The organism is Amycolatopsis bullii, assembly GCF_014654205.1.
GTDB lineage: Bacteria > Actinomycetota > Actinomycetes > Mycobacteriales > Pseudonocardiaceae > Amycolatopsis > Amycolatopsis plumensis.
This window is the reverse complement of sequence record NZ_BNAW01000006.1, coordinates 269,726-294,105: the sequence shown is the minus strand read 5'-3', so window position 1 is coordinate 294,105 and position 24,380 is coordinate 269,726. Positions and strand designations below refer to the sequence as shown.

At 71.6% G+C, this 24,380-nt stretch carries 24 protein-coding genes and 1 tRNA gene; 14 read left to right on the top strand and 11 right to left on the bottom strand.

Annotated features, from left to right (window positions below; translation table 11 throughout):
- The first annotated feature begins 61 nt into the window (after positions 1-61).
- Positions 62-1,555 (top strand): adenylate/guanylate cyclase domain-containing protein, encoded by a 1,494-nt coding sequence (locus IE317_RS11340; protein WP_191309062.1) that lies wholly within the window; start codon positions 62-64, stop codon positions 1,553-1,555.
- On the opposite strand, the gene IE317_RS11335 is transcribed toward IE317_RS11340, so the two are convergent.
- Positions 1,543-2,532, bottom strand: coding sequence for a beta-ketoacyl-ACP synthase III (locus IE317_RS11335; protein WP_191309060.1), 990 nt, complete (start codon positions 2,530-2,532; stop codon positions 1,543-1,545). The genes IE317_RS11340 and IE317_RS11335 overlap by 13 nt on opposite strands.
- 201 nt (positions 2,533-2,733) lie before the next feature.
- Here IE317_RS11335 and IE317_RS11330 point away from each other — a divergent pair, with 201 nt between their 5' ends.
- The 3 genes from IE317_RS11330 to IE317_RS11320 all read left to right on the top strand — a co-directional run bounded on the left by IE317_RS11330 (position 2,734) and on the right by IE317_RS11320 (position 4,995).
- A complete protein-coding gene (locus IE317_RS11330) occupies positions 2,734-3,207 on the top strand; it encodes an Lrp/AsnC family transcriptional regulator (protein ID WP_191309058.1) in 474 nt (157 codons plus the stop codon).
- 20 nt (positions 3,208-3,227) lie between these two features.
- Positions 3,228-4,436, top strand: coding sequence for an MFS transporter (locus IE317_RS11325; RefSeq protein WP_191309056.1), 1,209 nt, complete (start codon positions 3,228-3,230; stop codon positions 4,434-4,436).
- A gap of 154 nt (positions 4,437-4,590) precedes the next feature.
- Positions 4,591-4,995 carry an SsgA family sporulation/cell division regulator gene (locus IE317_RS11320; protein ID WP_191309054.1) on the top strand — a complete coding sequence of 135 codons (405 nt, stop codon included), beginning with the start codon at positions 4,591-4,593 and terminating at the stop codon, positions 4,993-4,995.
- A 90-nt stretch (positions 4,996-5,085) separates the two neighbouring features.
- Here IE317_RS11320 and IE317_RS11315 read toward each other — a convergent pair whose 3' ends face one another.
- The gene (locus IE317_RS11315; protein WP_191309051.1) at positions 5,086-6,189 is read right to left on the bottom strand and encodes a S1 family peptidase; all 1,104 of its coding nucleotides are present in this window, start codon (positions 6,187-6,189) and stop codon (positions 5,086-5,088) included.
- Positions 6,190-6,638: 449 nt separating this feature from the next.
- Here IE317_RS11315 and IE317_RS11310 point away from each other — a divergent pair, with 449 nt between their 5' ends.
- Positions 6,639-9,548, top strand: coding sequence for an ATP-binding protein (locus tag IE317_RS11310; protein WP_191309049.1), 2,910 nt, complete (start codon positions 6,639-6,641; stop codon positions 9,546-9,548).
- Between the two features lie 107 nt (positions 9,549-9,655).
- Positions 9,656-10,264, top strand: a complete 609-nt coding sequence (locus IE317_RS11305; protein ID WP_191309154.1) for a hypothetical protein — start codon at positions 9,656-9,658, stop codon at positions 10,262-10,264.
- 1 nt (position 10,265) lies between these two features.
- Here IE317_RS11305 and IE317_RS11300 read toward each other — a convergent pair whose 3' ends face one another.
- The 4 genes from IE317_RS11300 to IE317_RS11285 all read right to left on the bottom strand — a co-directional run bounded on the left by IE317_RS11300 (position 10,266) and on the right by IE317_RS11285 (position 13,888).
- Positions 10,266-10,958 (bottom strand): G1 family glutamic endopeptidase, encoded by a 693-nt coding sequence (locus IE317_RS11300; RefSeq protein WP_191309047.1) that lies wholly within the window; start codon positions 10,956-10,958, stop codon positions 10,266-10,268.
- 186 nt (positions 10,959-11,144) lie between these two features.
- Positions 11,145-12,176: an ABC transporter substrate-binding protein gene (locus tag IE317_RS11295; protein WP_444859538.1), complete on the bottom strand. Its 1,032-nt coding sequence runs from the start codon at positions 12,174-12,176 to the stop codon at positions 11,145-11,147.
- A gap of 25 nt (positions 12,177-12,201) precedes the next feature.
- Complete coding sequence (locus tag IE317_RS11290; RefSeq protein WP_191309043.1) at positions 12,202-13,092, bottom strand: ABC transporter permease; 891 nt, start codon at positions 13,090-13,092, stop codon at positions 12,202-12,204.
- Positions 13,082-13,888: an ABC transporter ATP-binding protein gene (locus IE317_RS11285; RefSeq protein WP_191309041.1), complete on the bottom strand. Its 807-nt coding sequence runs from the start codon at positions 13,886-13,888 to the stop codon at positions 13,082-13,084. Before IE317_RS11285 ends, IE317_RS11290 begins: the two co-directional genes overlap by 11 nt.
- A 192-nt stretch (positions 13,889-14,080) precedes the next feature.
- Between IE317_RS11285 and IE317_RS11280 the strand changes: the two genes are divergently transcribed.
- Together IE317_RS11280 and IE317_RS11275 are read left to right on the top strand one after the other, a co-directional pair.
- Positions 14,081-15,664, top strand: a complete 1,584-nt coding sequence (locus IE317_RS11280; protein WP_191309152.1) for a sensor histidine kinase — start codon at positions 14,081-14,083, stop codon at positions 15,662-15,664.
- A complete protein-coding gene (locus tag IE317_RS11275; protein ID WP_191309039.1) occupies positions 15,661-16,320 on the top strand; it encodes a response regulator in 660 nt (219 codons plus the stop codon). The genes IE317_RS11280 and IE317_RS11275 overlap by 4 nt, the downstream gene beginning before the upstream one ends.
- A gap of 1 nt (position 16,321) precedes the next feature.
- On the opposite strand, the gene IE317_RS11270 is transcribed toward IE317_RS11275, so the two are convergent.
- Positions 16,322-16,954 (bottom strand): hypothetical protein, encoded by a 633-nt coding sequence (locus tag IE317_RS11270; RefSeq protein ID WP_191309037.1) that lies wholly within the window; start codon positions 16,952-16,954, stop codon positions 16,322-16,324.
- Between the two features lie 118 nt (positions 16,955-17,072).
- Positions 17,073-17,882, bottom strand: a complete 810-nt coding sequence (locus IE317_RS11265; RefSeq protein WP_191309035.1) for an SDR family NAD(P)-dependent oxidoreductase — start codon at positions 17,880-17,882, stop codon at positions 17,073-17,075.
- A gap of 132 nt (positions 17,883-18,014) precedes the next feature.
- On the opposite strand from IE317_RS11265, the gene IE317_RS11260 reads away from it, so the two are divergent.
- Positions 18,015-18,815: a trypsin-like serine peptidase gene (locus tag IE317_RS11260; RefSeq protein WP_191309032.1), complete on the top strand. Its 801-nt coding sequence runs from the start codon at positions 18,015-18,017 to the stop codon at positions 18,813-18,815.
- A 17-nt stretch (positions 18,816-18,832) separates the two neighbouring features.
- Complete coding sequence (locus tag IE317_RS11255; protein WP_191309030.1) at positions 18,833-19,057, top strand: RNA-binding S4 domain-containing protein; 225 nt, start codon at positions 18,833-18,835, stop codon at positions 19,055-19,057.
- Positions 19,058-19,486: 429 nt separating this feature from the next.
- Here the strand turns inward: IE317_RS11255 and IE317_RS11250 are convergent, their stop codons facing one another.
- Positions 19,487-20,428, bottom strand: coding sequence for an Ldh family oxidoreductase (locus IE317_RS11250; RefSeq protein WP_229902635.1), 942 nt, complete (start codon positions 20,426-20,428; stop codon positions 19,487-19,489).
- A gap of 101 nt (positions 20,429-20,529) precedes the next feature.
- Between IE317_RS11250 and IE317_RS11245 the strand changes: the two genes are divergently transcribed.
- Positions 20,530-20,811 (top strand): DUF2277 domain-containing protein, encoded by a 282-nt coding sequence (locus IE317_RS11245; RefSeq protein ID WP_191309026.1) that lies wholly within the window; start codon positions 20,530-20,532, stop codon positions 20,809-20,811.
- 10 nt (positions 20,812-20,821) lie between these two features.
- Here IE317_RS11245 and IE317_RS11240 read toward each other — a convergent pair whose 3' ends face one another.
- Positions 20,822-21,256, bottom strand: a complete 435-nt coding sequence (locus IE317_RS11240) for a VOC family protein (RefSeq protein ID WP_191309024.1) — start codon at positions 21,254-21,256, stop codon at positions 20,822-20,824.
- Positions 21,257-21,337: 81 nt separating this feature from the next.
- Here IE317_RS11240 and IE317_RS11235 point away from each other — a divergent pair, with 81 nt between their 5' ends.
- A complete protein-coding gene (locus IE317_RS11235; protein WP_191309022.1) occupies positions 21,338-22,177 on the top strand; it encodes a patatin-like phospholipase family protein in 840 nt (279 codons plus the stop codon).
- A gap of 165 nt (positions 22,178-22,342) precedes the next feature.
- Positions 22,343-22,429: transfer RNA gene (locus IE317_RS11230), tRNA-Ser, on the top strand.
- Positions 22,430-22,462: 33 nt separating this feature from the next.
- On the opposite strand, the gene IE317_RS11225 is transcribed toward IE317_RS11230, so the two are convergent.
- Positions 22,463-22,936: a MarR family winged helix-turn-helix transcriptional regulator gene (locus IE317_RS11225; protein WP_191309020.1), complete on the bottom strand. Its 474-nt coding sequence runs from the start codon at positions 22,934-22,936 to the stop codon at positions 22,463-22,465.
- Positions 22,937-23,444: 508 nt separating this feature from the next.
- Here IE317_RS11225 and ypfJ point away from each other — a divergent pair.
- Positions 23,445-24,368 carry a KPN_02809 family neutral zinc metallopeptidase gene (gene ypfJ, locus IE317_RS11220; RefSeq protein ID WP_191309018.1) on the top strand — a complete coding sequence of 308 codons (924 nt, stop codon included), beginning with the start codon at positions 23,445-23,447 and terminating at the stop codon, positions 24,366-24,368.
- The last annotated feature ends 12 nt before the right edge of the window (positions 24,369-24,380 follow it).

Sequence of the window (24,380 nt, the reverse complement as noted above, 5' to 3'; positions counted from 1 at the left end):
CCGCACGGTAACCAGCCGCCACCCGCGGTGGCCACGCATTTTCGGCCGTACGATCAACGCCGTGCGCAAGATCGCCGTGAAGAACGTCCGCGTGGTGTTGCGCACCAGCCTGGGCTTCGCCGGGCTCGGCATCGGCTCGAGCGTCGCCGGCTCCGGCGTGGTCGCCCTGCTGCTGGTGCTGCAGGGGCTGCCGAACGACGTCGGCGACCGCGGCTGGGTGCTCGGCCTGACCGCGGCCGGGATCGTCGCCGCCGCCCTGCTCGCCGGGACGCTGTGGACGGCGTGGCTGCAGCGCCGCACCGCGATCTGGTTCGTGCTCGGCCGCCCGCCGTCGGAGAGCGAGGCGCGCCGCGCGCTGCGGCTGCCGGTGGACATGGCCGTGGTCAGCGGCACGCTCTGGCTGATCGGCACGATCATCCTCACCGTGCTCGCCGGGACGCTCGGCTCGGCCGACGACGCCGGCGGCATGGCCACCGTCATCGGGCTCGGCGGGCTCACCACGGTCGGCCTCACCTACCTCGCGGCCGAGTGGGTGGCGCGGCCGGTGATGACCATCGCCCTGGACGTCCTGCCGCCGCGCGGTTCGCTGCCGGTCACCGTGCTGACCCGGCTGGTCGTCACCTGGGCGCTGGCCAGCGGCGTCCCGTTCGTGGGCGTGCTGCTCGTCGCCACGCCGCCGGAGCTGGGCTCGGGCGACCACAAGGCCAGCCTGATCATGCTGTCGGTGATCGGCCTCGCCGTCGGCGCGATCGGCACGGCCCTGCTGGCCCGGGCCGTCGCGGCGCCGCTACACCGGCTGCGCGTGGCCCTCGACGAGATCGCGCGCGGCAACAACGACGTCACGGTCGACGTCGACGACGCCAGCGAGATCGGCCGGCTCCAGACGTCGGTGAACCAGCTCGCCTCCGGCCTGCGCGAGCAGGCGCGGATGCGGGACCTGTTCGGGCGGCACGTCGGCGCCGACGTCGCCCGGCACGCCCTGGAGTACGGCGCTTCGCTGTCGGGCGACGTCCGCGAGGTCACGGCGTTGTTCGTCGACGTCGTCGACTCGACCGCGCTCGCCTACCGCACCCCGCCGGAGGAGCTGGTCGGGAAGCTGAACCGGCTGTTCGCCGCGGTCGTCTCCGCGGTCAACGCGCGCGGCGGGCTGGTCAACAAGTTCCAGGGTGACGCCGCGTTGTGCATCTTCGGCGCGCCGACACGGCTCGCGGACGGCCCGACCGCCGCGCTGGCCGCGGCGCGGGCGATCCGGGACGCGGTGCGCGAGGCCGGCGAGCTCGACCTCGGCATCGGCGTCTCCAGCGGCCCGGTGTTCGCGGGGCAGCTCGGTTCCAGCAGCCGGCTCGAGTACACGGTGATCGGCGACGCGGTCAACGAGGCCGCGCGGCTCACCGAGCTCGCCAAGGCCGTCCCGTCGCGGGTCCTCGCGAGCGACGCTGTCGTCTCCGCGGCACTACCGGGCGAAGCCGCGCACTGGGCGAAGCACGGCGAGCTCGAGCTGCGCGGCCGCCAGGAACCGACGCCGACCTGGACGACGGCCGCTCAGGAGAGCTGACCCAGGTCCGGCCAGCGCAGCACCGTCGAACCCCAGGTCAGGCCGGCCCCGAACGCGCTGAGCAGGACGCGGTGGCCGGGGACGAGGGTGCCGTCGGCGTGGGCGTCGGCCAGGGCGAGCGGGATGGACGCGGCGCTGGTGTTGCCGACGCGGTCGATGTTGGCGACGACGGCGTCGGCGGGCATGCCGAGCTGCTTCGCCGTCGCCTGGAGGATCCGGATGTTCGCCTGGTGCCCGACGAAGCGGTCGACGTCGCCGACCATCCAGCCCGCGCGGTCCAGGACCGTGCGGGACGACTCCGCCATCCGGGCGCAGGCGTGGCGGAACACAGCGGTGCCCTGCATGGCGAGGAAGCGGTCGGCCGGCGTGTCCGAGAGGCGTTTCCGGGCGCCACCGGCCTCGACCCACAGCAGCTCGGCGTGCTCGCCCTCGCTGTGCAGGTCGAACGGGCCGAACGCGCCCGGCTCGCCCGCGTCACCCGCGCGGAGGAGGACCGCGCCGGCGCCGTCGCCGAAGATCGGGACGGTGGTGCGGTCGCCGGGGTCGATGAGCGTGGTGAAGGTGTCGGCGCCGATCACGAGCACGCGCTCGGCCAGCCCGCCCGCGATGAACCCGGCCGCGGTGGCGAGGGCGTAGACGAAGCCGCTGCAGACGGCGTTGACGTCGAACGCCGCGGCCGTGCCGAGCCCGAGCCGGGCGGCGACCTGCGGCGCGCTGGCCGGGCAGGGCTGGTCGGGCGTGGAGGTGGCGAGGACGACGGCGTCGGCGGAGGTGCCCGCGAGCGCTTCTCGGCCCGCCCCGACCGCGAGGTCCACAGTGGACTCATCCGGGCCCGCGACGCGGCGTTCGCGGATCCCGGTGCGGGTCCGGATCCACTCGTCCGAGGTGTCGAGCCGGGCGGCGATTTCGTGGTTGTCCAGGACTTTCGTCGGCAACCAGGAACCGAGACCGGTCAGCACGGCGGCAGGTGCGGGCACGGGAGAGCCTCCCCACGCCGGCGGGTTGGCGAAGCGACCGGCTGGTCTTCCACTTCTATGGGCTACCCCCTGGTAGACCGGTCAGTTGTGTTCCAGCTCACGCAAAAAGTTGTTTCATCTTCCCCGCGAACGGAGTAGTGAGCGACGTCACGGAGGAGTGACGTCCGGCGAATTGTCGGGGGTGCCGGTTAGCCTGCTGGGGTGCGGACACCCGACCTCGACCACCTGGACCTCGCCATCCTCGCCTGCCTCCAGGCGGACGCCCGCACGATCGCCGAAACGATCGGCGCCAAGGTGGGGCTTTCGGCCGCGGCGGTACAGCGGCGGATCAAGCGGCTGCGCGAGGCCGGCGTCATCGAGCGCGAGGTGGCGGTGCTGTCGCCGGAGGCGCTCGGGCTGAGCATGACGTTCGTGGTGACCGTCGAGATGGAGCGCGAGAACCTCGCGGTCTTCGACGGGTTCCGCCGCCAGGTCCTGGCCGAGGACGCCGTGCAGCAGTGCTACTACGTCACCGGCACGGCCGACTTCGTGCTGATCGTGACGTGCCCGGACATGGTGGCCTTCGAGGCGTTCACCCGGCGGATGTTCTTCGACAACCCGAACGTCCGGCACTTCACGACGAGCGTGGCGATGGACCGCGTGAAAGTGGGGCTCGCCCTGCCGCTCGACCCGTAAGCTGTCCCGCTGGGGGAGACATGCTTCGGATCTTTCTGGCCGCGACGCTGATCGACGCGCTCGGCAGCGGGCTGTGGGTGCCGTTCGCCCTGTTGTTCCTGGTGCACGGGCAGGGCATGGGCCTGGTCGACGCGGGCGCGTCGCTGACCACCGGCGCGCTGCTGGCGCTGGTCACCGGCCCGGCCACGGGAGCGGCGATGGACCGCTTCGGGCCGCGGGCGCTGCTCATCGCGGGCAACCTGGTGCGGGTCGCGGCCTTCGCGGCGTACCCGCTGGCGCACACGAGCTGGCAGGTGGTCGTGGTGTCGGCGGTGGCGGGCTTCGGCGACCGGCTGTTCTGGACGTGCAACGCGCCGATGGTGGCCCGCCTCACCGCCGGCGCCGACACGGACCGGGTGCTGGCCACGCAGACGGTCGGCCGGTTCGCGGGAGCGGGCCTCGGCGCGGCGGCGATGGCGGTGCTGCCGACGATCACGAGCCCCTGGGCCTTCCACCTGCTCGCGTACGCGAACGCGGCGAGCTTCGGAATCGCGGCGGTCCTGATCCGCCTCCTTCCGCGGGTCGTGAGTGGTAAGGCGGGTTCTAATCCGCCTTACCACTCACGAGGAGGGTGGCGGGCAGTGCTCGGGGATCGGGCGTTCACCGGGTTCTGCGTCACCCACATGGCCTTCACCCTGGCCAGCGCGAGCAAGTTCTCCGTGCTGCCGATCGTCGTCCGTGACCTGCTGCACGGTCCACAGTGGATCGCCGGGACCGCGATCAGCGTGGGGACCGTGGTCGTCGTCACGGCTCAGCGGCCGATCGTCGCGCTGCTCGCCGGGCGGAGCCGGACCGCCGGGCTGATCGGGTCCGCCGTGCTCTTCGCGATCTGCTTCGCGCTGCTGATCCCGCTGACCGCCGTCTCGCTGCCGGTGGCCACCGTGCTCATCCTGCTCACCAGCCTCGGCTTCTCGATCGCCGAAGCCCTCTTCGGCCCGACCGCCACCGCCGCGGCCGCCGCGGCCGCTCCGCCGGGGGCCGAAGGGCGGGCCAGTTCCGTCTTCCAGCTCTCCTGGGGCCTGCCCATCGCGCTCGCGCCGGGCCTGCTGGCCACCCTGCTCAGCACCAGCAACGCGCTGACCTGGACGATCCTGGCCCTGACCTGCGCATCCGCGGTCCCCGCGCTGCTCGCGCTGCGGAAAAAGCTGCCGGACGCCCTCCGGGAGCCGTCACCACCCGTGGCCGCCTGAGCGCAAGGGGTATGTGCCCGGTGTTACACCACAATGGACGGATGCAACCGATCAAGTGAACGTGAGAGTTTCTCCGTCATGACCGTTCCCCCTGGTCATCTCCTTGCCGAACAGTTCGCGCCGCGCGAACCACCGCGAGACTCCAGGAGGGGCCGTGCACACCGACGCCGTACACCAGAGCCAGTTCGTGCTGCTGAACGAGAGCACCACGCCCGTCCTGTCGCGCCTGTCCTACCACGCCCACGAGCCCTTCGCGGTGACCGTGGCCTTCCGGACCGAGCGCGGCCGGTGGATCGAGTGGACCTTCGCGCGTGACCTCCTCGTGGCCGGGCTCGACGAGCCGGCCGGCCTCGGCGACGTCCGGATCCGCCCGGACCTCTCCGACGACGAAGACTTCCTCACCCTGGAAATCGAGTCACCGGACGGCTATGCGTCGTTCGAGCTCGAGGTGGAAGACGTCCGGAACTTCCTGGACGCGTCCATCGAACTGGTGCCGCTCGGCGAGGAGAGCGCGCACTTCGACGTCGACGGGCTGATCGAGGAGATCAGCAACGTCTGACCCCGAACCTCCCATTCCCGCGGCGAGGAACGAAGGGCGGGTTCCGGGCGCGCTGGAGGCGCCCGGAACCCGCCCTTCCGCGTCTCGGGATCAGCTGGTCTTGAGGGTGGTGCCGGTGCCGGAGAGCGCGCCGGCGATCGGGTAGAAGTACGTCACGGACGTGTTGCCGCCGGACAGGACGCCCTGCGCGTAGTTGCCGGCGATGAAGCCGCCGCCCGAGTCACCCGCGGCCGAGCGGACGTTGGTCGCGGTCATGCCGTTGACCGTGCCCTCGGCGTAGCGGACGCTCTGGTTCTTGGCGCCGATGGTGCCGCAGGTCCAGCCGGTGGTGGAACCGGCCTTGCAGACCGACGAGCCGGTCGCGGCGTTCGACTGGCCGCGCACCGCGGTGCCGTTGTTCATCTGGGCGACCGGGGTCCAGTTGCTGTTGGTCCGGACCGCCGCGTAGTCGACACCCGGGAACCGGTAGGTGATCCAGCTGCCGAGCGAAGCGCCGTTCGACCCGGTCAGCGAGCCGCCGCCGGTGAGCGCGCCACAGTGCCCGGCGGTGACGAAGCCGGTGGTGGTCGCGAAACCGACCGAGCAGCGCGACGACCCGCCGATGTAGTAGGGGTCGCCACCGCGGATGTTGGCGTAGGTGGTCGGCGTCGACGCCGTCTCGCGGATCGTCACGACGGAAGTGTCCACACCGGACTTGGCGAGGAACGCGTCCGCGGCGGCGCGCTGGCCCCGCAGCACGTCCAGGGTGACGCGGTTGGTGGCGTCGTCGACGCCCCAGCCGGTGATCGCGGCCGGCGCGGCCTTGTCGGCGGCGTTCAGGGTGTCCACAGTGGAATTGAGCTGACGGGCGCTGAACCGCACGACTTCCGCTTCCGCACCGGCTTCGCGGATCTTGCCGGCCAGCGCCGCGTTCGTCGTGGTGACGTGCGCCTTGCCCGTGGCGGCGTTGTAGGTGGCCCCGCCGAACGCGTCGCCGAGCGCCGCGGTGAGCGATTCGGTGACCCGGTTCGCGACGTCCTCGCTCTTCAGCCGCGCGATCGCCTGGTCGTGGGTCAGGCCGAGGTCCCGCTGCATGGCGGGCACGATGTCCGGGTTCAGCAGGTCCTGGCCCGACGCGGGGACGGCGGTCGCGGCCAGCGCGCCCGTCGCCATGACCGCGGTGGCAGCGGCACCGAGAAGTCTCGCGATCTTCATGCTTCTCCCTAGATGGTTACGCGCGGCTCCGCACCGGCCACGCAGTGGTACTCCCCCGGGTGAGCGTCCCCGGAGGGGGCGTTACGGTGCAATCCGGGCGCCCGGCGAATGGGTATACGCATTCACAGCGGACGTATCCCCTGCTCCAGCCGGGCGCACGGCCCAGGGGTCACCCGGTCGGACAGGTCCGTAAGTAGGGTTTCCGTAAACTACTTTCAGTAGTCGCGGTCTGCACTCGAAAGCGTTAAGCGACGTTCGAACGTGCGATCGGCCGGGGTTTCGCACGCAGGGTGAGCCGATCCCCGCGGTTCCCGCAGCAAACCGGTGACGGCCCGTAGGCAGACGTGTGACGGCCGCACCCACCACGTATTCGGTGAAAGGTTTACGGACGGATCAACGCTGCTTAGGCTCCGCGCACCAGTGCTTCGGTGCGCGTCGAGGAGGGTCATATGTGGCTGACCACCCCCCGCCCCACCTCGGTGTCCGTCCGGTCCGGACCCGCCCGGCTGACCGGCCGCGACGCCGAGCTCGACGCCATCGTCGCCGTGCTCCGCAGACGCCCGGCCGCCGTCCTCGTCGAGGGCGAACCGGGCATGGGCCGCACCCGGCTGCTCGCGGAGATCGGGCGGCGCAAGGAGTTCGACGGCGGCCGCGTGCTCACCGGCGCCTGCCAGCCACTGCGGGAACCCTTCCCCTACGGGCCGATCCTGGAAGCGCTTCGCGCGGTGGGCGACCGGCCGCTCGGGCCGCTCAGCCCGGTCGCCGGCGTGCTGCGGCCGTTGCTGCCGGAACTCGCGGAAGCGCTTCCCGAGCGGCCCGAACCCCTCGCCGACCCGGTCGCCGAACGCCACCGCGTGTTCCGCGCGGTGCGGGAACTCCTCCAGTCCTGCGGGCCGACGCTCGTGCTGATCGACGACCTGCAGTGGGCCGACGAGGACACCCGCGACCTCATGCGGTTCCTCGCCGGCTCGATGCCGCCCGAGCTGGCGGTGGTCGCCACCTACCGGTCGGCGGCCGAGGCCGGGGCGGTGGGCCGGGGTGCGCCGTTCCGCACCGGCCCGGCGGTCCACTCCGCCCGCGTCGCGCTCGGCGCGCTCGACGTCCCGGCCGTGCGCGAACTGGCCGTCGAACTCCTCGATCTGCCCCGGGTGACCGACGACTTCGCGGCGAAGCTGCACGAGTGCACGGCCGGGATCCCGTTCGTGGTCGAGGAAACGCTGCGGGCGCTGAAGGAAGCGGCCGAACGCCTCCCGGTCGGCGAAGTCCTTTCGGACCGCTTGCTGGAGAACCTCGAAGTCCCGGTGCTGCTGCGGGAAGCCGTCACCGAACGGCTCGCCACGCTGCCCGAGCACGCCGTCCGGCTGGCCGGCGCGGCCGCGGTGCTCGGCGTCGGCGCCGAAGCCGCCGTGCTCGGCGAACTGGCCGGGCTCACCGGCGACACGCTCCGCACCGCGCTGCTCGCCACCCTCTCCGGCGGCGTGCTCGGCGAAGTCGGCGACGGCAAGTACGGCTTCCGGCACCCGCTGGCGCGCAAGGCGGTCTACGACACGGTGAGCGGACCCGAACGCGCTTTGCTGCACGCGCAGGCGATCCGCGTGCTCGCCGCGCAGCCGTCCCCACCGCTGACGCTGCTGGCCCGCCACTCCCGTGCCGCCGGCCGCGTCGACCAGTGGCGGCACTACGCGGAGGCGGCCGCCGACGAGGCCATCACCCGCGGCGAGACGTCCCGCGCGATCGACCTCCTGCAGTCGGTGCTCGCCGAACCCGGCCCGTCGCAGGCCGACATCGGGCGCGTGGCGGGCAAGCTCAGCCAGGTCGCGCTGCGGGGGTTCCGCCCCGAAGTGCTCGGCACGCTGGCGCGCGTCCTCGAAGAGGTGACGCTGCCGCCGTCAGTCCGCGGGTCGATCCGGCTGAGCCTCGGCATGCTGCTGGTCCGGACCATCGGCGGGCTGGGCCGCGGCCGGCTGGAGGTCGAGCGCGCGGTCGACGAGCTGACCGACCGGCCGGACCTCGCCGCGCGCGGGATCACCCTGCTCGCCCAGCCCATCGACGGCCTGACGCCGTTGTCGTGGCACGAATCCTGGCGTGCCCGCGCGGGCGAGGTGTACGAGCGGCTCGACGATCCCGAGCTGCGGCTCGCCCTGACCGCCGACCGCATCGCGGCCGCCTCGCACGTCGGCGACGGCTCGGCGTGGGCGGAGTTCGAAGCGCTTTCGGACACCGTCGGCACGGTCGCCGAGCGCGTCCAGCTGGCCCGGCTGTGGTGCAACCTCGCCGACGGGCAGTCCTGGGCCGGCCACCTCGACCGCGCCGAACGGCTGGTGACCGAAGGCGTCCGGCGGGCGACCGACGCCGGCGCGCTGTACGCGATCGGCCTGATCCAGGGCACCCGCGTCCGGCTGGACTGGGTGCGCGGGCGCTGGACGGGCCTGGCCGAGGCCGCCGAGCAGCTGCGGGACAGCTACCCGGAGCTCGGGCCGATCGTCATGGAGTCCTCGCTGGTGCTCGGCGGGCTCGCGGCCGTGCGCGGCGAGTTCGCCGCCGCCCAGCGGCACCTGACGGCGGCGAGCGTGCACGCGCCGGACCGCGGCCCGATCCCGGTGGTGCTCTCGGCCGCCGGCGTGCTGATTTCGGTGCTGCTCGCGACCGACGACGTCGACGGCGCGTGCGCGGCGGCCGACACGGCGGTGGCCGCGGCCGGGCGCAAGGGCGTCTGGATCTGGGCGGCCGCGCTGGTGCCCGCGGCGGCGCAGGCGTACGCGCGGGCCGAACGCTGGCCGGATGCCGACAACGTGGTCGAAGCGTTCGCGCGCGGCATCGAGGGCCGTGACGCGCCGGTGGCCGCCGCCGCGCTGGTGGCGGGCCGTGCGGTGCTGCTCGAAGCCCGCGGCAAGCACCTGGCCGCGGCGGCGCTGTTCGACGAAGCGGCGTCCGGTTATGCGGCCCTCCCGATGCCCTACCCGGCAACGGCCATGCGCGAACGCGCGTCGATGTGCCGTCTGGCGGCGGGCAACCGGACGGCGGTCGACGAGCTGACCTCGGCGGCCGAGGCGTACGAGCAGCTCGGGGCGACCAGGGACGCCGGACGCTGCCGTCACCAGCTACGCGAGCACGGCGCTTGGGCACCATCGCAGCGCGGGCGGCGCGGGTACGGGAGCGAGCTGTCGCCGCGGGAGCGTGAGGTGGCGCGGATGCTCGCCGAGGGCCGGACGAACCGGGAGATCGCGGACGGGCTGTTCCTTTCACCGCGGACGGTGGAACAGCACGTGGCGAAGGTTCTCCGGAAGCTCGGCGCCCGCTCACGGACGGACGTGGCCCGCAAGCTCCCCGGCGAAGTGACCACCGCCCCCGCCGGCTGACAAGCCGGGTGGTCTGGCGGGCGGGGGTGGCTTAGCGTGGGCCGGTGACTGAAGAGGCACTTCCCGCGTGGCGGCGGCGGACCTCCGGTGAGACCCGCTGGCCCGCGATGGGCGTCGTCGTCGCGACGCTCGTCCTGCAGGTCGCCCTGCCCGACGACATGGCGCTGCGCCCGTGGTGGTTGCTGCCCGGCGTCTCCGTGCTGCTCGTCGTGGCCCTGCTGCTGGTCAACCCGGGCCGGATGAGCCACTTCAGCGCGACCGAACGAACGATCGCGTTGCTCATCGTCGGCCTCGTCACCGTGGTCAACGCCTGGTCGGCGGCGAGCCTCGTCTACGGCATCGGCACCGGCACGATCGGCGACCGGGCCGGCGCCGTGCTCGTCACCGGCGGCGTCGTCTACTGGACGAACGTCGTGGTCTTCTCCCTGTGGTACTGGGAGTTCGACCGCGGCGGCCCGGGCCGGCGGGCCACGGGCCGGGCCGAGTTCCCCGACCTGCAGTTCCCGCAGATGGCCGACCCGGGCCTCGCGCACCGCGACTGGGAACCGTCCTATCTGGACTACCTGTACTTTTCGTTCACCAACGCGGCCGCCTTCAGCCCCACCGACGTGATGCCCCTGCGCATCTGGGCCAAGATGACGATGATGCTCCAGGCGGCCATCTCGCTGGTGCTCGCCCTGATGGTGGTCGCCTGGGCCGTGGGTGGCCTGAAGTGACTCAGTGGCGGGTCATCGTGAAGCTCTGGCCGTCGGAGCCGATCGCGCTCGGGCTCCACGTGTAGGCGCCCTTGTCGTCGGCGTTGAGGCCGGACGGGCTCGTCGAGGCCAGGTTCGCGCCGTTGAACTTGACGCCGGTGAACTTGATGCCACCGGAGATCGAGGGGTAGGAGTCGGTCGGCGACTCGATGATCGCCTCGGCCGACGCGTGCTTCGAGGTCAGCGACTTGGTGATCGTCTTCGACCAGCCCTTGGTCGTGTCGCTGATGTCGAGGCGGTAGGTGTTCGTCGCCGTCCGGGTCACCGTGGCGGTGATGTGGTCGCCGGCGCTGACTGAGTTCGAGTAGTACACCGGCGCGGCCGGGTACATTTCGTACCAGGCTTGGTAAACCGGGCGGCCGCTGGAGCAGTCGGTGGCCACGCCGGTCTGCTCCACAGTGGATGATCCGTCGCCGTCGATGCCGACCCACGGCGCGAACAGGTCGTTGGTGGACGTGCAGCTCACCGACGGTTCGGTCCAGCTCGCCGTCGCCGTCGTGAAACTGCCGAAGCTGACGTACCCACCCCAGTTGCCGCCGGAGAACTCCTGCCCGTGGAAGTGGGCGCCGAAGACGGCCGCGTGGGCGGTACCCGAGACGGCCAGCGAAGCCGCCGCGGCGGCGGCAACCGTGAGGATGCGGAGGGTTTTGGACATGCGGGGACTCCGTTCACCGAGGGGGACCGGGAAAACCTGTCCCCAGTGTTGGAGCCGCGCCGAAAAGAAGGTAGCTACTTTCGCATGGTCTTCCATTGTCCGAAAAGACCCGTAAAGGCCTCCGCGGGGGAAAGAGGCCTTTACGGGTCCATATCGCTCACCCACCGCCCGGTCAGGTGAGCGGGGCTACTGCTGCGCCTGCGCGTGCGCGGCGTCCACGAACTGGGTCGTGTACGTCTTCGACAGGTCGATTTTGTCCTTCTTCGGCTTGACGTTGCTCGACGACTCGCCGAGCACCTTGAGCACGTTCTGCGCGCCCGCCGGGTCCATCCGGCCGTCCTTGGTGAACATCGGCAGGCTGTCCCGCAGCGACTTCACGTACAGCGCCTTGTCCCCGCCGGCGAACGACGGCGGCATCATCGCGGCCACCTGTTCCGGGCTGTGCGAAGAAATCCACTTCAGGGTTTCGACGTACGCATTGGCCAGTTTCTGCACGATGTCCGGATAGCGTTTCACGATTTCGCAGCCCATGTACAGCGAGCTCGCCGGGTACAACCCGCCCAAAGCGGCTTTCGTGCCTTCGACCGTGCGCATGTCGTAGAGCACCTTCGCCTGGCCCGTGTTCGTCAGCTGCGCGATCGTCGGGTCGGTCGTCATGCCGGCGTCGATCGAGCCCTGGTTCATCGCCGAGATGAACGTCTGCCCGGCGCCGACCTTCACCGGCGTGTACTCCTTCGACGTGACGCCGCCGCGCAGGGCCAGCGCCTTGGTCAGGAAGTCCGTCGACGAACCCAGCGACGTGACGCCGAGGTTGCGGCCCTTGAAGTCCGCGCCCGACTTGACCTCGCCCGCTTTGGCGGTCGCGACCATCTCGGCTTCGCCCGGAACGTTCGCGAACTGCACCACGCTCTCGATGCACTGCTCCTTGGCCTGCAGGTCGATCGTGTGGTCGTAGAACCCGACCACCGCCTGCACCTCGCCGGCCAGCAGCGACGTCTCGGCGTTCGCGCCGGACGGCTGGTCGAAGAGCTCGACGTCCAGCCCCTGCCGCTGGTAGGCGCCGATCTGCTGCGCGAGCTGCCCCGGCAGGTAGATCACCTTCGACAGGCCACCGACCATGATCTTGATGTGCGGCCGGCCGGTGGTCCCGAGGGCGATCTCCCGCGAGTCGCGGCAGGCGGTGAGCCCGGCCGCGGCGACCGCCACCGCGGCCACCACCCCGACTGTCCTTTTAAGACGCATGTCAGACCGCCTTGATCGCGGCTTCGGAGGCGGACGGCGGCCGCCACCGCAGCAGCCGGCCTTCCAGCGTGCTGATCCCCCACTCGGCCAGCAGCGCGACCACGGTGATGATCAGCATCCCGGCGTACACACCCGCGGTGTCGAACGTGCCCTGCGCGTTGGCGATCAGGAAGCCCATACCGGCCTTCGCGCCGGTGTACTCGCCGACCACCGCGCCGATCAGCGCGAAGCCGAACGCCACGTGCAGCGACGACAGGATCCACGACGTCGCACTGGGCAGCACGATCGACTTCAGCACCTGACCACGGGTCGCGCCGAGGATGCGGGCGTTGTCGATCAGGTTGCGGTCCACCTCGCGGGCGCCGGTGAAGGCGTTGAAGAACACCGCGAAGAACACGAGCACGACGACGGTCGCGACCTTCGACGACAGGCCGAGCCCGAACCAGATGACGAACAGCGCGGCGAGCACGATGCGCGGCAGGGCGTTGGCGGCCTTGATGAACGGCGCGAGCACCTGCGCCAGGTACGCGCTGCGGCCGAGGATCACGCCGAACACCACACCGAAGATGGCGCCGATGACGAAGCCGAGCGCGGCCTCCTCGACGGTCACCAGGATCTGGTACCAGATCGAGCCGAAGTCGGTCCCGGTGCTGAACCACTCGACCAGCCGTTCCCAGATCTTCGACGGCTTCGAGTAGAAGAACGGGTCGATCCAGTACGTGGCGGTCAGCTCCCAGCTGCCCAGCCAGACGACGACGATCGCCAGGCGCAGCAGCCAGATGTTGCGCTTGCGGCGCGCGGTGGCCTGCTTCGCGCGGGCGAGGATGTCCTGCTCGGTCTCCAGGACCGGCAACGGAGCCGCGGACGGCGCCGCGGGGGTCTCAAGCGACATTGCTCGCTCCCTTCTCACGGGCCTTGTCGACCTCGCTGCGCAGTGATTCCCAGATGTCGGCGTAGAGCTTGCGGAAGTCCTCGGTCAGCCGCAGTTCCTCCACCTTCCGCGGCCGCTCGAGGGGGATCTCGAAGACGTCCTTCACGGTGGCCGGCCCGGTCGTCAGCACGACGACCTTGTCCGCCAGCGCGATCGCCTCGTCGAGGTCGTGCGTCACGAAGATCACCGCGGCCCCCGAACCGGACCACAGCCGCAGCAGCTCGTCCTGCATCAGCGCCCGCGTCTGGACGTCGAGCGCGGAGAACGGCTCGTCCATCAGCAGGATCTTCGGCTTGGTGACGAGCGTCTGGGCCAGCGCGACGCGCTTGCGCATGCCGCCGGAGAGCTGGTGCGGGTAGTACTTCTCGAACCCGGCGAGCCCGACGCGGGCGATCCAGTCGACCGCCTGCGCGCGGGCTTCGGCCTTGGGCACCCCGCGGAACCGCGGGCCGGAGGCGACGTTCTCCAGCACCGACCGCCACGGCATCACGGCGTCGGTCTGGAACATGTAGCCGACCCCGTCCGGGATCGACTTCACGTCCTCGCCGTTCACCCGCACCCGGCCGGCCGACGGCGGCTGCAGGCCGGAGACCAGCGAGAGCGTCGTCGACTTGCCGCAGCCGGTGGGGCCGACGACCGCGACGAACTCGCCGGGCTGGACGGTCATGGTCAGATCGCGGACGGCCGTGTGCACGGAACCGGACCCGCTCGGGAACCGTTTGGTGGCTCCGGTGAGTTCGATCAGTGGGGGAACCATGGTGGAGGTGACTCCTTCGTCACGTGGTGGGGCTCACGTTGGGAAGGGACGTTAAGTACGCGAGTCGTGCAGGTGAAGCTTGTCGACGTTCTCCGCGCGAGCTGTGCGTTCTGAATGTTTTGCTCATTTAGCGCACCGGCTTGACCTGGGGGTATGGTCCCGGCCATGCCAAAGTGGGCGCTCTTCCCGCGGATGCGGTTCAGCAGGCAGGTCCTGCTGCTGCAGATCGGCGTGGTCCTCCTCGTCGTCGGGATCGGTGTGGCGCTGGTCAGCGTGCTCCTCTCCCGCACGCTCAACGAGCAGTACAGCGAGCGCGCCCTGGCCATCGCGAAGTCGGTGGCGGTGGATCCGGTCGTCATGGCCGACACGGCCGCGAAGATCCCCGGCGGCGCGCTCCAGGAACGCGCGCTGGCCGTGCGAGACCGGACCAACGCGTTGTTCGTCGTGATCACCGATGACAACAGCATCCGCCTGGCGCACCCGACACCCAGCGAGATCGGCAAAAAGGTCAGTACTCCCGCCGATCGGGCGCTCGCCGGGTTCGACGACACCAACACCGTGGCGAGCGGCACCCTCGGCCTCTCCGTCCGGAGCAAGACGCCGATCTGGACCCCGGACCACCGCCGGGTGGTCGGCGAAGTCAGTGTCGGCTTCGAAATCGCCGACCCGACCGGCGACTTCAACCGCCTGCTGACGATCACGCTGCTCTTCGCGGGCGGCGCGCTGCTGCTCGGCGCGGGGGCGTCGGCGCTGCTGAACCGGCGGCTCCGGCGCGTCACCCACGGCCTCGAACCGCACGAACTGACCGAGCTGCTCTACGAACGCGAAGCGGTCCTGCACGGGATCGGCGAAGGCGTGCTCGCCGTCGACGAGGCCAACCGCGTCTCGGTGCGCAACGACGAGGCCGAACGCCTGCTCGGCACCGAACTCCCGATCGGCGCGGCGATGGCCGAGCTGCCGCTTTCGCCGCGGGTCCACAAGGCCGTGGAAGAGGGGCGGCCGGTCGACAACCTGCTCGCGGTGGCCGGGAACCGGGTGCTGGTGATCAATTCGCGGGCCGTGCGCCTGGACGACCGGCCGATCGGCACCGTGCTCACCTTCCGCGACCGCACCGACCTCGACACGCTCACCCGCGAGCTCGACGGCATCCGCGCCCTCTCCGACGGCCTGCGCGCCCAGCGGCACGAGTTCGCCAACCGGCTCCACACCCTCTACGGGCTGCTCCAGCTCGGCCACCACACCGAGGCCGTCGAGTACCTGCAGACGCTGACGGATTCGTCGTCGGCCCGGCCGAGTGAGCTGGGAGACGCGGTCGCCGACCCGTACCTGCAGGCGCTGCTCGTCGCGAAAACCGAGCAGGCGCAGGAAAAGGGCCTCACGCTCAAGCTCGCCGAGGACACCTGGGTGCCGACGACGGTGACCGACCCGATCGCCGCGAACACCGTGATCGGCAACCTCGTCGACAACGCCCTGCACGCCGCCCGGATGGGCCCGCGGCGGCCCGCGACCGTCGAGATCAGCCTGCTCGCCGAGGGCGGCACCCTGCACGTGTCCGTTGTGGACAGTGGGCTCGGCGTCCCCTCGGAGCTGCGGCGGACGTTGTTCGACGAAGGCGTCTCGACGAAGATCGCGCCCGGGCACGGCCTCGGCCTCGCGCTCGCCCGGCAGGCCGCGCGCGCCCGCGGTGGCGACGTCTGGCTGGCCGACCCCGGCGAAGACGAGACGGGTGCCCTGTTCGTCGCCAAACTGCCCGGAATGCTGACGGAGGACGGATGATCCGCACGCTGATCGTCGACGACGACTTCCGGGTCGCCGGGGTGCACGCCGGGTTCGTCGAGGAGGTCGAGGGCTTCGCGGTGGTCGGCACCGCGCACACCGCCGCCGAGGCGCGCGCCCGCGTCCGGGAGCTCGCGCCGGACCTGATCCTGCTCGACGTCTACCTGCCCGACGAGTCCGGCCTCGCGGTGCTCCCGGAGCTGCAGACCGACACGATCGTGCTTTCCGCGGCCACCGACAGCGCTTCGGTGGCCGCGGCGATCCGGGCCGGCGCGCTGAACTACCTGATCAAGCCGTTCACCACCCGCCAGCTCGCGGAGCGGCTGACGTCGTACGCGCGCTTCCGCGGCCTGCTCGCCGAAGACCGGGCGCTGGCCCAGGACGACGTCGACCGCGCGTACCGCGTACTGCACGACCAGGACCGCACGACCGCGCCGAAGGGCCAGTCGACGGCGACCTCCCGGCTGGTCTCGGAGCAGCTCCGGCGTGCCGGGCGGCCGCTGTCGGCCGCGGAAGTCGCGGGCGAACTCGGCATGGCCCGGGCGACCGCGCAGCGGTACCTCACCGCGCTGGCCGAGTCCGGGACGGTCCAGATGCGCCTGCGGTACGGCGCCACGGGCCGCCCCGAGCACGAATACCGCTGGTCAGACGCCTGAGTCAGCGCCCGCCGTAGCGCTGCGCCATGCTCTCGGCGACCTCGACCCAGGCCTGGATCGGGTTGGTCGTCGGCGTGGCTGTGGCCGGTGGCAGGTCGACCCGCGCCTCGGCTTCCTCGTCCGGCACCGGCTTCTTCGGCTGCGGTTTCGCCTGCGCCTGCGCCTGCACCTGGGCCTGCTTCGGCGCCGGTTTCGCGGGCACCGGCACGTACACGGTCGTCGGCGCGGGCGTGACGACGACCGGCGCCTGCGGGGCCGGCGCCGGTGGCTCCGGAGCGGGGGCCGCCGCGACGGCCGGACGCGCGTCGAGCTGGGCGACGTCGCGTTCCGGCTCCGGGGCGAACAGGCCGCCGGTGAAGAGGCCGCCGCCGAGCCAGCCGGCCGCGACGAGCAGCACCGCGGCCCCGCCGCCGAGCCACGTGCGGGCGCGGCGCCGGATCACCACCGACTTCTCGCGCAGGTCCTGGTCGCACACCGTCGGCCGGGTGAAGATCGGCGTCTCCGCGGGGGCCTCGGCTTCGGTGCGGCGGCGCCGGGGCAGGCTCGCGGCGACGATGCCGGTGCGGTCCAGCAGCTCCACCGCGGTGCGGTCGCTGGACGAACGGGTCGCACTGCGCGGTGCCGTGCGAAGCATCGGGGACCTCCGGGACGGGGCTGGCGGACCCCACGCATTCTGGACCATTTCGGACGGTGCTGTCCGAAACGCAACTCCATTGAGTGAATGGCAGCTTGAAACAGATTCGGCTTTGCCGTTACGACTTGAGCCCGAGCCGCGCGAGCGCCGCCAGCGGCCGCTGGTAAGCCGAACCGAGCACCCGCGGAACGGCGTCGATGAAGTAGGCGTCCGGTCCGATCAGGATCCGCGCCGACTTCCGCTCGATCCCGCGCAGGATCGTCTGCGCCGCCTTCTCCGGGGTCGTGCGGGCGATCTTCTCGAAGCCCTGCGCGGCCTTCTCCTGGTCTTCGGCGGCGCTGCGGGAGTTGCGCACGATGTTCGTCTTGATCCCGCCCGGGTGCACGCAGCTCACCGCGACCGGGTGCCGCGCCATCAGCATTTCCTCGCGCAGCGCTTCGGTGAATCCGCGCACCGCGAACTTCGCCGCGTTGTAGGCGCTCTGCGTCGGCACACCGACGAAGCCGAAGACGCTGGAAATGTTGACGACGTGTCCGTCGCCGGACGCGATCAGGTGCGGCAGGAACGCCTTGGTGCCGTTCACGACGCCGCCGAGGTTGATGCCCATCAGCCAGTCGTAGTCCTCGAACGTCATTTCCTCGACGGTCGCGCCGAGCGCCACGCCCGCGTTGTTCACCACGACGTTGACCGCGCCGAACTCGTCGGCGACGTCTTCGGCGTGGGCCAGCACGGCACTGCGGTCGGCGACGTCCAAGGTGTACGCGCGGGCGTTGTCGCCGGCCAGCTTGGCCGTCTCCTCGGCGTTCTCGGTGACGACGTCCGACAGCGCGACCCGGGCCCCGCGGCGGGCGAACTCGCACGCGAGCGCCCGGCCGATGCCCGAGCCCGCTCCGGTGATCACCACGACCTTGTCCGCGAACTGCTTCATCGGCCCTCCCGACCGTGCGGTGCTACTCCCGAGTAGCCGATGCTAGCGGCTGTGAGCTTGCTGTGGGTGTGCTGATTGTGCCGGTGCGTCGCCCTATGGTGGTCCCGTCGGCAGCACCGAGGTGAGGAGGCGATGATCGTGCGGCGCACGCCCGTCCTGCTCACCCTCGCCGCGATCGTGCTGCTCGGCGCGGCTTTCGTCGTGGTCGTCGCGGCCCGGCCGGCACCGCTCGCGGACGCGACGACGCCGGAGCGCGCCACGGCCGAAGCGGCCCCGGCGACCGACCTGCCCGCGGTGTCGAGCGCCGCGGTCGGCCCCCTGTTCGCGGAGGGGCAGCACTACTGCACGGCCAGCGTCGTGCACAGCGAGCGGGGTGACGTGCTGCTGACCGCGGCCCACTGCATCCACAACGGCGAGGGCGGCGGCTACCTCACCGGCGTCACCTTCGCGCCCGGTTACCACGACGGGATCGCGCCGTTCGGCTACTGGACGGTGTCGGACGAGCTCGTCGCGCCGGGCTGGACGGCGTCGTCGGACCCGGACCTCGACGTCGGCTTCGCCACCGCGCACCAGGCGGGCACCACGAAGTCCCTGGAGAGCCTGGTCGGGGCGAACCTGCTGGCCACCGGCACCCCGTTCGAGCAGCCCATCACGCTCACCGGCTACCCGGACGACTCCGAGGTCCCCGCGGTCTGCCGGAACACCACCCGCAAGCAGGACACCTTCCAGCTGCGGGTGGACTGCGCGGGCTTCCCGACCGGCACGAGCGGCGGCCCGTGGGTCACCGGGGAGAACCCGCAGACCCGCCTCGGCACGGTCATCGGCGTCATCGGCGGCTTCGAGTTCGGCGGCGACGACGCCGACACGTCGTACTCGAGCTACTTCGACACCGACGTGCTGGCGCTCTACCGGCAGACGACCGCCCGCACCTGAGGCGGCATGATGCGGGCATGAGCGAGCCCGTCGACGTACCCATCACCGGAGAGCCGATCCGGCTCGGCCAGTTCCTCAAGCTGGCCGGCCTGGCCGAGGACGGCTCCCACGCCAAGGACCTGATCGACGCGGAAGAGGTCACGGTCAACGGCGAGGTCGAGACCCGCCGCGGCCGCCAGCTGACCGACGGCGACATCGTGGCGGTCGGGCCCAACCGCGGCAAGGTAGTCCTGGTCCACTGACCGAGGCCGAACTGAGCAGCCCCCGACTTCCACGCTAGCGGAGGGCACCGACAAAACCGGCGCCTGCCACAGGAGTTATCCACAGGCCAAACGCGAACCGCCGGCCGGCAACGCAAGCCGACCAAACGACGTGATCGCGAACCGGGGGCCGGCAACGCAAGCCGACCAACGACGTCACCAGACCTCCCCCGCCCCTCATCCCAGCCTTCTCTTCAGCCGCCGGGCGGGTTTGTCAAGGCACGCTTTCCCGCCTTGACGAACCCGTCCGGCGGCTGAAAATCCCACCGGAGGGGCGGGGGAGGTCGGACCCGCCCAGCCGCGGCAGAGATCAGCGTTCAACCCTTGCCGCGGCAGAGATCAGCGCCAGAACACTGCCCCGGCAGAGACCAGCACCAGAACCCTGCCCCGGCAGACACCGACCACCGACACCTACCCCACACTGGTCAACACCGGCAGCCCAAGCGACCCGGCCAGCGCATCCAGCTCCCGACGCACCGGCCCGGCCAATGGCACACCCAGCGCCCGGCACTGCTCGAGATGCTGCGCCTCCCGCCACCCCGGATAACGGATCGGCGCACCGCCGTCCCAGCCCAGCATGCTGCCGAACAGCGCGCTCGCCGCGCGGTAGAAGCCGTCGGCGCTGCGCAGCGTCGTCGGCGCGATCGCCAGCACCAGCAGGCCGGTGTCGTGCTCGTGGTCGGCGACCCCGGACAGCACGCCGGCGAGGACCTCGACCAGCAGCGTCAGTCCGGCCGCTTCGGCGCCGGGGCGGTCCATGTCGAAGACGAACTCGGGGTACGCGCCGCCCGGCGCCGCCATGCCCAGCGGGTTCATCGGCTGGCCGGGCTCGCCGCCCGCGGCCAGGACCAGCCCGATCATGGCGTGCGGCAGGGCCCGCGCGGCGTGGTGCCCGGCCCGGCCGAACGGCCCGATGCCGCGCAGCGAGACGAGTCCCACGCCGAAGCGGCCGGCCCGCGTCACCGCGCGGTCCATCGCGTCGCCCACGGCCCAGAGCCCGGGTGCGCGGCGGTAGTCGATCAGCGCGGCGGCCCCGCGGTCGGCGATCATCAGCGGCTCGGCGTGCGGCACGACGAACCCGTTCTTCAGCAGTGGCAGGTGCACGCGGGTCAGGTCGGCGACCCCGGTCTCCGGTGACCCGGTGAGATCACCGTGGCAAAGCGCTTCGGCGGCGATGCGGGCGCGGGTTTCCGGGAGGCCGTGCGCGGCGAAGACGTGCGCCACGAGCGTGACCAGTTCGTCGGCCCGCACGCGGGGCCAGGCCTGTTCCGGGATGGGGGTGTCCGGGAGTTCTTCTTCGAGGATGCCGGGTTCGGCGCGGGCGGAGCGGAACGGGCGCGGTCTGAGGGGCACTTCCCCGACCTTGCCCAGCACCGGTTCGGGCGTCAACGAAGCCGGGCCCGGCCTACCCGACCGTGTGATCGGAGCCCGTGAAAAGCCGTACGCTGGGCGGCATGTGCCGAAACATCACCACCCTGCGGGGGCTCCAGCCGGCCGCGACGGGCGAGGAGATCGAGGCCGCGGCCCGCCAGTACGTCCGCAAGGTCACCGGTGTGCAGTCGCTGTCGGACGCCACGCGCGAGCCGTTCGAGGCGGCGGTCGCCGAAATCACGCAGATCACCGCCCGGCTGCTGGAGCAGCTGCCCGAGCGCCGCCAGCCGCCGGCCACCGTGCCGCCGCTGCGCCGTCCCGAGGTGCAGGCGCGGATCGCCGCGAAGGCCCTGCGCCAGCCGTGATCCAGCCGAGTCAGCGCACGCGCTGGGCGTAGCCCTGCTCGCCGGTGTGGTCGACGCCGTCGTCCTTGGACAGGCTGTAGAGCCGGATTTCGGTGCCGTCGGGGTCGTTGAAGCGGACCATCCAGCCGGTGGTGGCCTCGAACAGCGGCGGGTGCTCGACGCCGAGCGCGTCCAGCCGGGCGATCCACGCGTCGGCGGCCGCGCGGTCGGCGATCGAGAAGCAGACCGGGTCGAACCCGGCGAGCCCCGCGGCGGCCGTCTCCTGCACGCGCAACGCCACCGGCACGCCGTCGACGCTTCCGGCCACCCCGCGGACGACGCCGTCGTCGTCCGGGAACTCGTGGGTGACGTCGAGCCCGAGCACGCGCTCGTACCACTCGCGGCTGCGCGCCAGGTCGCGCACGGGGAACTTGACGTGGTGGAAGCCTTCGATCTTCGCGGTCATCGCCGTCCCTCTCGCTTCGCCGACCTGGAGGGTAGACCGCGGCGGCCGAAAATTGTCGGACCCCGTGGCTAGGCTGCCCGTATGGGCGGACAGGCTTTGGTTTTGGGTGGCGGCGGGGTCGCCGGGATCGCGTGGACGACGGGGCTGCTGCTGGGCTTGGCCGAGCACGGCCAGGACCTGACGGGCGCGGACCTGCTGGTCGGGACGTCGGCGGGGTCGGTCGTGGCGGCGCAGGTGACCAGCGGGCTTCCGCTGGCCGAGCTGTACGCGCGCCAGGTCGACCCGGCGCTGCAGGCACCGGAGATCCCGGCGGAGATCGACTTCGAGAAGTTCGCCGCCGACTTCGGCGGCGCGATCACCGGCGCGACCGACCCGGCCGAGGTGCGGCGGGCGGTCGGGAAGCTGGCCCTGGCGGCGCAAACCGTGCCGGAAGCGGATCGGCGCGCGGTGATCGAGGCGCGGCTGCCGGTGCACGAGTGGCCCGCGCAGCGCCTCGTGATCGTGGGGGTGGACGCGGAGACCGGCGAACCCCGCCGCTTCGACAGCGCGTCCGGCGTCTCCCTGGTCGACGCGGTGGCGGCGAGCTGCGCGGTCCCCGGCGTCTGGCCGGCGGTGACCATCGACGGCCGCCGGTACGTCGACGGCGGCGTCCGCTCGGCCGAAAACGCCGACTACGCGGCGGGCCACCGGCGCGTGACCGTGGTCTCGCCGCTGGGGCCGGACGCCCCGCTGCCGATGGAGAAGCCCCTGCTGGAGGTGCTGGACGACCTGCGTGCGGCGGGTGCGGAGGTCACGCTGATCACGCCGGACGAGGCGTCGCAGGCCGCGGTCGGCGAGAACCCGCTGGACCCGGCCACACGCACGCCGGCCGCCGAAGCGGGCCGCGCCCAGGGTGCGGCGCTCACGCTGACCTGGAGCTAGCCGGAACCGGTTGCGCCGCAGCGAGACCACGAAGCCGGTCGCCGCGATCGGGCTGCGCCGCGGCGCAGCCCGCCGTCCGGATCGTTCCCGGGTGTCCCCATGCCGGGAACACCCCCGGCGGGGCCCAGGTCGCCCCGGAGAGCGTCGGCTACGCTCGTGGGCAGGGGTAGCGTGTCCGAGCGGCCGAAGGAACATGTCTTGAAAACATGCGAGGGGGCAACCTCTCCGTGGGTTCGAATCCCACCGCTACCGCACTGAGAGCCCGGGCGCCCGCCGCGCCCGGGTTCAGTTTTCCGGCTCCAGCAGGTGCGCCTGCACCCGCTCGAAGGCCGCGGCGATCGTGGCCTGTTCCTCGGGGCTCAGCAGGTCGATGAGGTGCTCGCGCACGCCTTCCACGTGCGTCGGCGCCGCCTTCTCCAGCAGCGCCAGGCCCTCGTCGGTGACCTCCGTGATCACGCCGCGCTTGTCCTCCGGGTCGCGGGCCCGCCGGACCAGGCCCGCCTCCTCCAGCTTGGCCACCTGGTGCGAAAGCTTGCTCTTCGTCGACCCCATGTACATCGCCAGCTCGGACATCCGCATCCGGCGGTCGGGCTGGGACTGCAGGCAGACGAGCACCTCATAGTCGGTCAGCGACACGTCGTGGCGTTCGGCCAGCTCCCGGTGCAGCCGCTGCCGCAGCAGCAGGGTCGACACGATGTAGGAGCGCCACGCCGCCATCTCGGCTTCGTTCAACCACCGCACAGCACGCTCCTCGGTCATAAGACAGCGTAGAACGCTGATCAACGGGCCGCGCGTTCCGACGCCGATCCGTCGGCCGGTGAAAACCCCGTCGCAACATCGCCCGAAGGTGGGGTTACGAAAAGGTTGAGACTCGGCCGGGAAAGGCGCATTCTGCTTGTCGGCGGATGGTTGGCCAGGTATGCGGCGCGGCGACGGCGACGCGTCGGCCCGGCTTCCCCGCCAGGAGAGGTCAGGTGGTTGTGTGGCGGGTGATTCTCGCGGTTGACCGCCAGCTGCGTCCCCGCGACCGGAACGGACTTCTACCGGGTCGGCCGCGACTGTGAACAGCTCATGAGCGGGCTTCCATGCATCACGCATACGGCGTCGGTCGGGCCTGGCTCCGGTCACGGCCTCGGAAGCCGTGACGACAGCGCCTGAACGCCGGCCCCGGAAGCGGCCAACCGCTCGACCAAAGACATACCTCGGTACCAGCCTGGGTGCGCCCGTCAGCGCGACGGACGCACCCAGGCTCGTTAGTATTTCCGGGGTGAGATTCGACGACAACGCCGGCCTTGACGCTTCGGAAGTCCAGGACCTGCGCGGAAGCGGTGGAGGCGGCGGGATCGGCGGCCGCGTGGCGCTCGGCGGCGGCGGGGTCGGCATCGTCGGGCTGATCATCTACTTCGTGCTGTCCCAGCTGGGCGGGGTCAGCACGGGCGGCAGCGGCCTGGGCGGCGGGCTCGGCAGCGTCGGGTCCGGCCAGCAGGTCGACAACTCGAAGCTGTCCAGCGAGTGCAGGACCGGCGCCGACGCCAACAAGAACCACGACTGCGCCATCGTCGCGGTCGTCAACTCGGTCCAGGACTACTGGACGCAGCAGTTCGCGCGGTCCGGCTCGACCTACCGGAAGGCGCCGACCAACTTCTTCAACGGCGGCGTGCGCACCGGCTGCGGCAGCGCGACCTCCGACACCGGCCCGTTCTACTGCCCGGCCGACTCCGAGGTCTACATCGACCTCTCCTTCTTCGACGAGCTGAAGACACGCTTCGGCGCCCAGGGCGGGCTCTTCACCGAGGCGTACGTGCTCGCCCACGAGTACGGCCACCACGTGCAGAACCTGCTCGGGACGTCGAAGAAGGGCACCGGCACCGGCCCCACGTCCGGGTCGGTGCGCCTGGAGCTGCAGGCCGACTGCTACGCCGGCGTCTGGGCCAACCACGCCTCGACGACGCCGACCGAGAGCGGCAAGCCGCTGATCACCGACGTCACCCAGGACGACATCAACTCCGCGCTGGACACCGCGTCCCGCATCGGCGACGACTACATCCAGGAGAACCTCGGCGGCGGCCAAGTCGACCGCTCGAAGTTCACCCACGGCACGTCCGCGCAGCGCAAGAAGTGGTTCACCACCGGCTTCCAGACCGGCGAACCCGCCCGCTGCGACACCTTCGGCACCAACAACCTGGGCTAGGCCTGGGCACTG

Excerpts from the sequence above, each read along its gene's own strand:
- IE317_RS11315 (WP_191309051.1), bottom strand. The coding sequence starts at position 6,189 with ATGAAGATCGCGAGACTTCTCGGTGCCGCTGCCACCGCGGTCATGGCG.
- IE317_RS11245 (WP_191309026.1), top strand. The coding sequence starts at position 20,530 with ATGTGCCGAAACATCACCACCCTGCGGGGGCTCCAGCCGGCCGCGACG.
- IE317_RS11260 (WP_191309032.1), top strand. The coding sequence starts at position 18,015 with ATGATCGTGCGGCGCACGCCCGTCCTGCTCACCCTCGCCGCGATCGTG.
- IE317_RS11255 (WP_191309030.1), top strand. The coding sequence starts at position 18,833 with ATGAGCGAGCCCGTCGACGTACCCATCACCGGAGAGCCGATCCGGCTC.
- IE317_RS11325 (WP_191309056.1), top strand. The coding sequence starts at position 3,228 with ATGCTTCGGATCTTTCTGGCCGCGACGCTGATCGACGCGCTCGGCAGC.
- IE317_RS11235 (WP_191309022.1), top strand. The coding sequence starts at position 21,338 with ATGGGCGGACAGGCTTTGGTTTTGGGTGGCGGCGGGGTCGCCGGGATC.
- IE317_RS11305 (WP_191309154.1), top strand. The coding sequence starts at position 9,656 with ATGGGCGTCGTCGTCGCGACGCTCGTCCTGCAGGTCGCCCTGCCCGAC.
- IE317_RS11270 (WP_191309037.1), bottom strand. The coding sequence starts at position 16,954 with ATGCTTCGCACGGCACCGCGCAGTGCGACCCGTTCGTCCAGCGACCGC.
- IE317_RS11300 (WP_191309047.1), bottom strand. The coding sequence starts at position 10,958 with ATGTCCAAAACCCTCCGCATCCTCACGGTTGCCGCCGCCGCGGCGGCT.
- IE317_RS11290 (WP_191309043.1), bottom strand. The coding sequence starts at position 13,092 with ATGTCGCTTGAGACCCCCGCGGCGCCGTCCGCGGCTCCGTTGCCGGTC.
- IE317_RS11285 (WP_191309041.1), bottom strand. The coding sequence starts at position 13,888 with ATGGTTCCCCCACTGATCGAACTCACCGGAGCCACCAAACGGTTCCCG.
- IE317_RS11310 (WP_191309049.1), top strand. The coding sequence starts at position 6,639 with ATGTGGCTGACCACCCCCCGCCCCACCTCGGTGTCCGTCCGGTCCGGA.
- IE317_RS11280 (WP_191309152.1), top strand. The coding sequence starts at position 14,081 with ATGCGGTTCAGCAGGCAGGTCCTGCTGCTGCAGATCGGCGTGGTCCTC.
- IE317_RS11225 (WP_191309020.1), bottom strand. The coding sequence starts at position 22,936 with ATGACCGAGGAGCGTGCTGTGCGGTGGTTGAACGAAGCCGAGATGGCG.
- IE317_RS11265 (WP_191309035.1), bottom strand. The coding sequence starts at position 17,882 with ATGAAGCAGTTCGCGGACAAGGTCGTGGTGATCACCGGAGCGGGCTCG.
- IE317_RS11275 (WP_191309039.1), top strand. The coding sequence starts at position 15,661 with ATGATCCGCACGCTGATCGTCGACGACGACTTCCGGGTCGCCGGGGTG.
- IE317_RS11240 (WP_191309024.1), bottom strand. The coding sequence starts at position 21,256 with ATGACCGCGAAGATCGAAGGCTTCCACCACGTCAAGTTCCCCGTGCGC.